The following is a 9505-nucleotide window of genomic DNA, read 5'->3' on the forward strand; positions in this document are numbered from 1 at the left end:
CAGGCATCCCATCATGCCGGCGCCCATGAGCGCGGCGCGCCAGCCGAACATATCGTTGATCGCCCCACCAAGGCCGAAGCCAGCCATCGTCCCGATCGGCATGCCCAGGGAAAAGACGCCGATCGCGACGCCACGATGCATCGGGCTTACCTTGCGGGCGATCAGGGCATGGCCGGATGGCACAGCCCCGGCTTCGCCGATCGCTACCCCAAAGCGCGTCATGGCGAGGAGCATGAAGCTTGCAGCCAGACCGCCCATTGCCGTCATGACGCTCCAGACGAGGGTGCATAGCACCAATATCGCGCGCGGTGACCCGCGATCCGACAGATAGGCAAAGGGCAAGGATAACAGGGCATAGCAGACGGCAAATGCGACGCCGGTCAACAAGCCGACCTGGGTGTCGCTCAACGATAGATCCGCCTTGATGGATTCCAGCAGGATGAAAGGGAGGACGCGATCGATCTGCGCAAAGGCACTGATCAGAAACAGCGACACAAGCAGCAGGAAGCGACGACGGTTCGACGGATAGCCGCTCCCGCTTTCCGTCTCTTGCGCGATCGAGTTCGGCTTCGCCATGATCGGGGAGGGGCTATCGAAGGCCATCTCTATTGCGCTGATGGTCTATCATGCGCACGCACTTCTTTGCGCCTTCTATCGGTGCAAGCCGCTCCTTCCGGCACATCTTCGATCATGAAAATAAATGCCCCATGCCGATCATCATCTTCGGTCCCCAATTGAGCGCGGTGAAGCGCCAGGTCGCCAACAGGATGAAGCTGCTGGCGAGCAGCAATATAGCGGTCGTTGCCATGCTGGCCATCGCACCGCGGTCATGGCGACACGACCGGATGAACAGTTCCGCAACCAACAGGTTCGGCAGGTAGAAGAAAAACGCCATTATCGTGTCGAACCAACCGGTAAAACCGTCAATAGCAATGCCCCCGGTCAATGCGAACCAGACGCCATATTCCATGCGGTAAAGTCATGATCCGACCGTCAGTGCGAACAGCCTGATCGCCTAGGCGCGATGATCCCCGTAGCGGCCTGACCGGGCGCGACTATAAATCATGGCCGCGCGCAACCCTCCGAAAGACGCGGTCTTTCAAATGCTGCAACCATAGGATCGGGCAACCGACCCATTTCCGACATAGTTTCGCGCGTGACCATAACTCTCGTGCATTGGCGGATATCGACTACCTCCTTGGGGATGTCATCCGTCAGGACGAGCCGCCCCAATTCTCTGGGCAGTGCCACCGAGTGGGCTGCCAGGTTGCACGAATAGGCAATTTTATTGCGGTTTCCGGCATTCCGATGCCCCGCAGGTCGATCTAGAGATTGGGCCAGTGGTCGACATGACCAGAAAGAACAGGGGTTGGGATGCATCCCGCCTCTCAAAAGCCAACGGATGCTGCCGTCTCCCCCTCCCCCCTCGATGCGGCATCCGGGGCCACCGAAGGTCAGTCCTGCAAAAGCAGGATGTCTTCGGTGGCCACCCCAGACTTCGGTCAAAACCCAACTTTTCGCCAAGGATAGTCGATGATGCGCTATATTCCACCGATCCTGTTTCTTGGCACCATGGCTCTCGCCGTTCCGACAGCGTCGGCCCAAGTGGTGCCGACCGACGGCTCGCCCCATGGCATGGTCGCCGTCGGTGCTGGCATCGTGCCTGAATTTGACGGTGCGCAGGATATGCGCGCAGTGCCATTCGTGCTGGGAGATGTGCGCTGGGGCGACGTCACGATGGAGTTTCGCGGGCTGCGTGCCCGTGTCGATCTGGCATCCGATCCGCGCCTTTCGGCGGGACCACTGATCGGTCCCCGGCTGGGGCGGAACGACGCCGACGGCGCGGTTGGCCGGTTGCCGGAAATAGACATGGCGGTCGAAGCGGGCGCATTCGTCGGCTATCGGTTCGGTGGCGAGCGCTATGGCCAGGGTTCGGTCCAGGTCGAACTGTCGCTCGCGCATGATGTGTCCAATACCCACAACGGGCTGATCGTGACGGCCAGTGCCAGCTATGCCGCCGTTCGCACCACCGATTTCTTCCTTTCGGTGGACGCACAATCCAGTTGGACCAATGCGGACTATGCACGCACCTATTTCGGTGTCGATCGCGCTGGTGCGACGGCCAGCGGGCTTGACCTGTATCGGCCCGGGGCGGGCTTCCGTGACATTGGCGGGGGCATGTCCGCAGGCTATTGGTTCAGCCCGCGGTTTGGCGTGATGGCCCGCGCGGGTGTCAACTATCTTGTGGGCGATATTGCCGATAGCCCGATCACCGATGAGGGACGCCGCCTGCAGCCGATGGCCGCCCTCGCACTATCCTACCGGTTCTGAGGCGCGCCATGCCCGATCCCGTCGGCGCGCTCCTGATCGCGCACGCGCAATGCCGTTTCGCCTGGCTATGGCTCAGCGCGCAACTTTGTCTGCGGGGGACATTGCCTTGACCAGCCGCACCGCCGAAGCCTGCCATTTCTTTCGCGCCTGGCTGGCGGAGCCGTTGCGGGTCGCGGCGGTGGCCCCTTCCGGTCGTGCCCTGTCCGCGCTGATGCTATCTGAAATATCGCCTGCAGCAGGACCGATCATCGAACTTGGTCCCGGAACCGGAGCCTTCACCCGCGCCATGGTTGCCAAGGGCGTTGCCCAGGAAAAGCTGGCCTTGATCGAATATGGGGCCGATTTCGTTGCAAAACTCTCCGTGGACTTCCCGCGCGCGCGGACGCTCCGGATGGACGCAACCCGGCTGCGGAATGTGGCGTTGTTCGACGGTGCCTCGGCCGGAGTGGTCATCAGCGGCCTGCCTTTGCTGTCGATGACCGTCAGACAGATTTTCGCCATCATGGACGGTGCGTTCGCCCATCTGCATGGGGATGGCGTCTTTTATCAGTTCACTTACGGCTTGCGCTGTTCGGTCCCGCGCCCGGTACTCGACCGCCTGGGTCTGAAGGCCACATTTGTCGGCCATACGTTCGCCAATCTACCCCCTGCATCCGTGTATCGCATCTGCCGCCGTCGGTCGCGCCACCCACACCGCTTTGTCGAAGGGACGGAGGCATGACCATCTCCGCCCTGATCCTGGCTTTGCCGTTCGTCGGCATGCCGTCGGAGAATGCTTTGATCGCGGGTCATGAACAAGGCTACCGGCCCCCGGAAGCCGTCGTACAGACCCTGTCGATCGAGCCTGAGGTGGCGACCGAGACAGAACCGCCCGAAGACGGCGCCATTGTCGTGACCGGGCGTGGGCAATCCGAGCGCATCGATCCATTGCGCGCGTTGAATGCGGAAAGTTTCGCGATCGTCCAATCTGTCGATGGCGCGGTCACGCGGCCTGTCGCGTTGGCCTATCAACGCACAGTGCCTGCGCCGGTTCGCAGCGGTCTGCGCAACTTTCTGGGCAATCTTCAGGAGCCGGTCGTTTTTCTCAACTATCTTCTGCAATTCAAGGTCGGCAAAAGTGTCGAGACATTGGGGCGTTTTTCGATCAATTCGACGATCGGCGCCGCCGGGCTTTTCGACATCGCCAAACGCCGCCCCTTCAATCTTCCGCATCGCAATAATGGCTTTGCCTATACCCTGGGCTTTTATGGCGTAAAGTCGGGACCATATATGTATTTGCCGCTGATGGGACCGACCACGCTTCGCGACCTTGCGGGTCGCCTGATTGATCTTTCGGTGCTGCCCTTCGCGGTAGGGCAGCCCTTGAACGACCCGGCATTCGTCATTCCAACGACGGTCCTCCGTCTGGTGGACGAACGGGCCGAATCGGATGAGACCACGCGGAAACTGCTGGACGGAGCCGACGATCCTTATTCGACCATCAGAACCGAATATCTGCGTTTGCGACAGGCAGAGATCGATGCGCTACGCGGCAGATTGCCCATGGCACGCCAAATGGAGGATCAGGCATGTTTTGCGTAGCTATCGGCCTTCTGCGGTCTAATCGATCATCCTACTCTCTTCCCATGATCCGGGTTTCAAAGGCTTAGCGCGATGCCATACTCCCTTTCGGTCAACGGCCAGGTCCATGATGTGGAGGATGACGGCCAGACTCCGCTTCTGTGGGTTCTGCGCGATACGCTCAAGCTGACAGGCACCAAATATGGCTGCGGCATTGCGCAATGCGGTGTCTGTACGGTGCATGTCGATGGCCAACCTATGCGATCCTGCACCCTGCCGCTGGAGGCTGTGGCCTCAGCACAGATCGTGACGATCGAAGCGGTGGAAGGCGTCGAGGCGCGGGCGATACAGGATGCCTGGGTCGCCCGCGACGTGCCGCAATGTGGTTTTTGTCAATCCGGTCAGGTCATGAGCGCGATCGCGATGTTGCGTGCCATCCCTGCTCCCACCGATGGCGATATCGACATCGCGGTGAGCGGCAATCTTTGCCGTTGCGCGACCTATAATCGCATTCGTGCCGCGATTCACGATGCTGCGGCGGCTGTCGGGGCGAGCAAGTCGTGACGCGCCGGCGGACATCGCGATGGCGGTTGGGCTGTGTTGGGCTATTGGCGCTTCTGATGATGGCGGTCATCGTGACGGGCACGATTGCGCTGTGGCCCCGATCATTGCCGGAAAGCCAATCGCTTCCTGCTGATCTTTCGCCTGTTACCTTCGCTCCCCTGCGCCCGGCGGCGGCGTTTGCGACCATAGCCGATCGCAAAGCCCGGTCCGTTGCTTTGTTCACCGAAGCGGGCAGGGTGATCCAGCATCCCCGCTGCGTGAACTGCCACCCCCGCACCGACAGGCCGACGCAGACGGACGCAATGCGCCCGCATCGGCCCTTGGTGACGCGCGGGACGGACGGCGGCGGTGTAGCAACGCTTCGCTGTTCGACATGTCATCATGACGCCAATTTCACGCCGTCCGGCGTGCCGGGCAACCCGAAATGGAAACTCGCGCCCGTTGAAATGGCCTGGCAAGGCAAGACGCTTGGCCAGATTTGCCGACAGATACTGGACCCGGCGCGTGCCCACATGACCCGCGCGCAATTGCTTCACCACATGACACAGGACGAACTGGTCGGTTGGGCCTGGCATCCAGGCGGAGAACGCACGCCAGCGCCGGGTGCGCAGGCGCAGTTCGGCGCGCTGATAGCGGCGTGGCTCGATACCGGTGGCCAATGCCCGGCATAGCCCCTTTGCAGACAGGAAATGGCTTGTGACAGACGCCCCCAAAGCCGCGCGCTCCATCCAGATGTCTCGTCGCAGGATGATCCTGGGCGGCTCTCTGATTGGCGGCGCATTGGTCGTCGGCTATGCCGCGACGCACCCCATGCAGGTGGCAGGCGCGATTTTGCAAGCGGGTGGAAGTGATCCGGAACCCAACGCCTTCGGATCGTTCATCCGGATCGACGCCGAAGGCTGGGTGACGGTCGTCAACAAGCAGCAGGAATTGGGGCAGGGCATCCACGCCGGCTTGGCCGCGATGATCGCCGAAGAAATGGACGCCGATTGGGATAAGGTGCGCGTTATGACGGCACCGTCCAATTTTCGCGTTTACGGCACGCAGATGACGGCTGGATCGACGGCGACGGCGAGCAACTGGGATACGATGCGAAATGCAGGCGCAGCGGCGCGCGCCATGTTCGTTGCGGCGGCAGCGCACCGTTGGAATGTGCCGCCCCAGTCGATCGCAGTACGCGACGGCCTGGTCTCCCATGTCCGGTCGGGGCGATCCGCCAGCTTTGCGGATCTGCTTGTGGAGGCCTCGCGCCAGACGCCACCGCAGCAGCCCGCTCTCAAGGAGCCCAAGGACTATAGGCTGATCGGCACGGATCGCGTCCGCCGCAAGGATAGCCTGCCGAAAAGCAACGGCCGCCAGATCTATACTCAGGACGTCCAATTGCCCGACATGCTGGTCGCGATAGTTGCCCATAGTCCGCGCTTCGGCGGTACGCTTGCCAAGTTCGATGCCGCCGATGCGCGCACGGTGAAGGGAGTCGTCGATGTCTTTGCAATCGAAAGCGGCATCGCCGTCGTTGCGGAAAACACCATCGCCGCACGGCGGGGGCGGGATGCGCTTCGGATCATATGGGACGACAGCGCCGCTGAAAAACGTTCCACGCCCGATCTGGTGCGCCATTATCATGACATCGCTGCCGGGCGTTCGGATGTCGAGCCGAGCGATTTTCATAGCAAGGGGGAAGACCCTCAAATTGCATTTGGGCGGGACGCGATCGAATTCACATTCGATTTCCCCTATCTGGCACATGCGCCGATGGAGACGCTGGATTGCGTCGCGCAAGTTGATGGTTGGGACGTCAAGATCATCTCCGGCTCTCATCTGCCAACAGTCGATCAGGTGCATGCCGCACGCGCAGCCATCACCATACCCGGCCGCGTCGATATCGATGTGATACCCGCGGGCGGATCATTCGGGCGGCGGGGAATCATGACATCCGACTATCTCGTCGAATGCGTGCGGATCGCAAAGCGAACGAACGGGCGGCCCGTCAAACTGATCTGGACACGGGAGGATGAGATGGCGGCGGGATATTATCGCCCGATGGCGCATCATCGCGTCTCCGCGGAACTTGATCGGGATGGATTTCCCAAGCGCTGGCGCCACCATGTCGTCGCGCAATCGTTGATCCCGTTCATCACCGGACCGACCGTGGAGGGCATTGCCGAGTCACCCTATCTGGCATCGGCGGAGAGTATCGACGGCAAGGTTTTCGCGCCTTCCTGCCCGGTGCCGGTCGCCTTCTGGCGATCGGTCGGCCATTCCTATAATGCTATGGTGATGGAGCATATCGTCGATCAACTCGCCCGAAAGGCCGGGCGCGATCCGGCGGATTATCGCCGCGCCATGTATCGAAAAGCGACGGCGAAGCGGCATGAGGCCGTGCTCGAAATGCTATGCAGCAAAGCGGATTGGGGCATGCCGCTCGAAAGCGGATGGGCGCGCGGCATGGCCATTCACGAATGTTTCGGCACGGTCGTCGGCCAGGTTGCCGAAGTGAGGTTGGACGAAGGGAGGCCGGTCATACGCCGGGTCGTCGCCGTGGTCGATTGCGGCATCGCCATCTCGCCCGACCAGATCGCGGCCCAGATGGAAGGCGGTATAGGCTTTGGTCTGTCGGCCGCACTCCACGGCGCCGTCACGCTCAAGGACGGTATCGTTCAGGAATGTAATTTCGACACCTATCCCATCGTCCGCATGAACGAGATGCCGACGGTTGAAACGCATATCCTGCCGTCCACAAACAGGCCGAGTGGCATGGGCGAACCGGGCGTGCCCCCCATTGCCCCCGCAATTGCAAACGCAATTTTCGCTCTGACTGGCTCAGCCACAACCCGCCTGCCGCTGATTGACCTCACGGTGCCGAGAGACGCATAATTTACCCGGCCCGGTCCCCTCATTTCGATGACGGCAACGGCGCAAAAGTTTAACCGCACTGTCGCTTAAGCGACATGGGGACGACTCATTGGCCCGCTATCCTCCGACCAAACGGGGGGCCGTCACCATGTACCGACCATTTCGCGCTGTGTTGTTCGCAGGGCTTGTCGCGCTCGCCGCCGCCGGATCGACCCATGGTGGCGACCAGGCCGCGCCGCAATGGGGCATCGCGCAACCCGTTCCGAACGACGGGCGATTGTCGGTCATGACCTATAATATCAAGGGACTGCCCTGGCCGATCGTGTCGGATCGGCGCGCCGCGCTGACCGCTATCGCCGACCGGCTCGCCCGGCTGCGGCAATCAGGGCGACAGCCTCATGTCATCCTGTTGCAGGAAGCGTTTACGCCGGAGGCGGCGCAGATCGCCGCGCGCGCAGGCTATCGCCATGTCGCGCAGGGACCGGACGTAGCGCACCGTTCCACCGCGGCGGCGCAGGGGGCGGACCAATCGCATCTGGCGCAGGCGCGGTGGGATCGTGGAGAGGCGATCGGCAAGCAGCTGAGCAGCGGCCTGCAAATCCTGTCCGACTATCCCATCACCCGGATCGATCGCATGGCTTTTCCCGACTTTGCCTGCGCCGGGTTCGATTGCCTGGCCAATAAGGGCGTGCTGATCGCGCATATAAGCGTGCCGGGCTTCGAGCGACCCGTCAGCATCGTCAACACGCATCTCAATGCCCGGAAAGCCGCAGGCGTAGCGATCGACCGATCGCAGCGCGCCTTTGCCCGGCAGGTCGATCTGGTGACGCAGTTCGTGGCGGCGCATGTGCCTGCCGGTCAGCCGATGATCCTGGGCGGTGACATGAATATCGGGCAGGATCGGTTGCGCGCCCATATCTTCTTCACCCGGTTCGCGCAGGCCGAAATGCGCTTCATCGCGCCAGAACTGGACGGCGCACGCCGGGCGCTGGCGCAATCCGCCTGGGCCAACGACGCGATACGGCGCGACCTGACTTCTACCAGAGCGCGGGCGAAGGATTGGCTGTTCGCACGGGATGCGGGCGACCGTCCGCTCAAGGTGGTCGCGGCGCATGTGCCCTTCGGATCGGAACCCGATAGCCAGCCGCTTTCCGACCATTTTGGTTATGTTATCGACTACAGCCTGCGTAGCGGGGTCGATCTGGCGCGATCGGACCGCGCGGGGGCAGCATCATGAGCCGGGCCGTGTGGTCGTTGCTCTGGCTCATCCCTGCCTCTACCGCCGCCCAGGCGCAGGAGATGCCGGTGGAAACGGGTATCCGCTTTTCGCTGAAACGCCCATCCGGCCTGTCACCGATGACGGCTCCTCGGCCAGCCTATTCGCAGTTCCGCCCACGGATGGAAGCGGCAACGCCGGTCCATGTCGACGATCGCGACCAGGACATCCAGATCCGCTGGCAGACGACCGCGCGTCGTTTCCTTGGAACGACCGCCGCGACGTCGTTCGCGCCGCATAGGCTCTCGCGCAGCCGGATGGTGCGCGATGGCGTGCAGGATCGCTGGCTGGTCGGCGAGCATCTGACCGCCACGCTGGGCTGGCATGGGATCAAGGTCAGCAACCGCAATGCCAATGTCACCGCCGGGCCAGGGCGCGAAAAGCTGCGCGCAAACGACTGGTTTCTGCCGCGCGCGACGTTAGTCCTGCAAGCAAGGCAGGATTTGGCGTTGAGCCTGGATTATGCCAACACATTAAGGGCCTATGGCGAAACGGGCATGAGCGGACCGATGGGATTGCGCCACGATGATTTTCTGGCGTTGCGCCGGACGCTGAAGCCGGAAACACAAAGCCGCGTGCAGATGCGTGCCGACTGGAGCGCTGCGCCCACGCTCGGCCTGTCCCTGTCCTTGCAGGGCGGTCGGATCGACGACCGGTTGCGCTTTACCGGGCGCGGCACGGTGCCGGTCAACAGCGGCTCCGCACGGATCGATGGTGCGATTCTGGAAGCGCGCCATCAGGTGACACCGCAGTGGCAATGGTCGATCCGCTACAGCGACGCGCGGGTTCGCATGTCCGGCGGCGACGTCGTGCGCGAACAGAGCCTATCAGCCGGGTCCGTCTGGCAGGACGGTCCCTGGCGCGCGGCCCTGTCCGTTGCGCGTACCAGCGCGCCTGCCATGGCGGTGTCCGGCCCGC

Annotated in this window: 10 protein-coding genes; 8 read left to right on the plus strand and 2 right to left on the minus strand. The window is 62.4% G+C overall.

Going from position 1 to position 9505, the window contains the following annotated elements:
- The coding region (locus IL54_RS23440) for an MFS transporter (protein ID WP_237748973.1) at positions 1-576 on the minus strand (576 nt) is incomplete at its 3' end.
- Between the two features lie 112 nt (positions 577-688).
- A complete protein-coding gene (locus tag IL54_RS19910; protein WP_052027812.1) occupies positions 689-970 on the minus strand; it encodes a hypothetical protein in 282 nt (93 codons plus the stop codon).
- Positions 971-1533: 563 nt separating this feature from the next.
- On the opposite strand from IL54_RS19910, the gene IL54_RS19915 reads away from it, so the two are divergent.
- The 8 genes from IL54_RS19915 to IL54_RS25120 all read left to right on the plus strand — a co-directional run.
- The gene (locus IL54_RS19915; RefSeq protein ID WP_037479838.1) at positions 1534-2331 is read left to right on the plus strand and encodes a MipA/OmpV family protein; all 798 of its coding nucleotides are present in this window, start codon (positions 1534-1536) and stop codon (positions 2329-2331) included.
- Between the two features lie 106 nt (positions 2332-2437).
- Positions 2438-3052 carry a class I SAM-dependent methyltransferase gene (locus IL54_RS19920; protein ID WP_037480545.1) on the plus strand — a complete coding sequence of 205 codons (615 nt, stop codon included), beginning with the start codon at positions 2438-2440 and terminating at the stop codon, positions 3050-3052.
- Complete coding sequence (locus IL54_RS19925) at positions 3049-3912, plus strand: MlaA family lipoprotein (protein WP_052027813.1); 864 nt, start codon at positions 3049-3051, stop codon at positions 3910-3912. Before IL54_RS19920 ends, IL54_RS19925 begins: the two co-directional genes overlap by 4 nt.
- A 72-nt stretch (positions 3913-3984) precedes the next feature.
- Positions 3985-4455: a (2Fe-2S)-binding protein gene (locus IL54_RS19930; protein WP_037479840.1), complete on the plus strand. Its 471-nt coding sequence runs from the start codon at positions 3985-3987 to the stop codon at positions 4453-4455.
- 56 nt (positions 4456-4511) lie between these two features.
- A complete protein-coding gene (locus tag IL54_RS19935; RefSeq protein ID WP_202807687.1) occupies positions 4512-5126 on the plus strand; it encodes an Isoquinoline 1-oxidoreductase subunit in 615 nt (204 codons plus the stop codon).
- A 25-nt stretch (positions 5127-5151) separates the two neighbouring features.
- Positions 5152-7332 carry a xanthine dehydrogenase family protein molybdopterin-binding subunit gene (locus IL54_RS19940; protein ID WP_237236542.1) on the plus strand — a complete coding sequence of 727 codons (2181 nt, stop codon included), beginning with the start codon at positions 5152-5154 and terminating at the stop codon, positions 7330-7332.
- 127 nt (positions 7333-7459) lie between these two features.
- Positions 7460-8548, plus strand: coding sequence for an endonuclease/exonuclease/phosphatase family protein (locus IL54_RS19945; protein ID WP_052027814.1), 1089 nt, complete (start codon positions 7460-7462; stop codon positions 8546-8548).
- A partial coding sequence (locus IL54_RS25120) for a TonB-dependent receptor domain-containing protein (RefSeq protein WP_193378913.1) occupies positions 8545-9505 on the plus strand: 961 nt, incomplete at its 3' end. The genes IL54_RS19945 and IL54_RS25120, both read left to right, overlap by 4 nt.

The organism is Sphingobium sp. ba1 (assembly GCF_000743655.1).
Taxonomy (GTDB): Bacteria; Pseudomonadota; Alphaproteobacteria; order Sphingomonadales; family Sphingomonadaceae; genus Sphingobium.

Excerpts from the sequence above, each read along its gene's own strand:
- IL54_RS19915 (WP_037479838.1), top strand. The coding sequence starts at position 1,534 with ATGATGCGCTATATTCCACCGATCCTGTTTCTTGGCACCATGGCTCTC.
- IL54_RS19945 (WP_052027814.1), top strand. The coding sequence starts at position 7,460 with ATGTACCGACCATTTCGCGCTGTGTTGTTCGCAGGGCTTGTCGCGCTC.
- IL54_RS19935 (WP_202807687.1), top strand. The coding sequence starts at position 4,512 with ATGATGGCGGTCATCGTGACGGGCACGATTGCGCTGTGGCCCCGATCA.
- IL54_RS19925 (WP_052027813.1), top strand. The coding sequence starts at position 3,049 with ATGACCATCTCCGCCCTGATCCTGGCTTTGCCGTTCGTCGGCATGCCG.
- IL54_RS19930 (WP_037479840.1), top strand. The coding sequence starts at position 3,985 with ATGCCATACTCCCTTTCGGTCAACGGCCAGGTCCATGATGTGGAGGAT.
- IL54_RS19910 (WP_052027812.1), bottom strand. The coding sequence starts at position 970 with ATGGAATATGGCGTCTGGTTCGCATTGACCGGGGGCATTGCTATTGAC.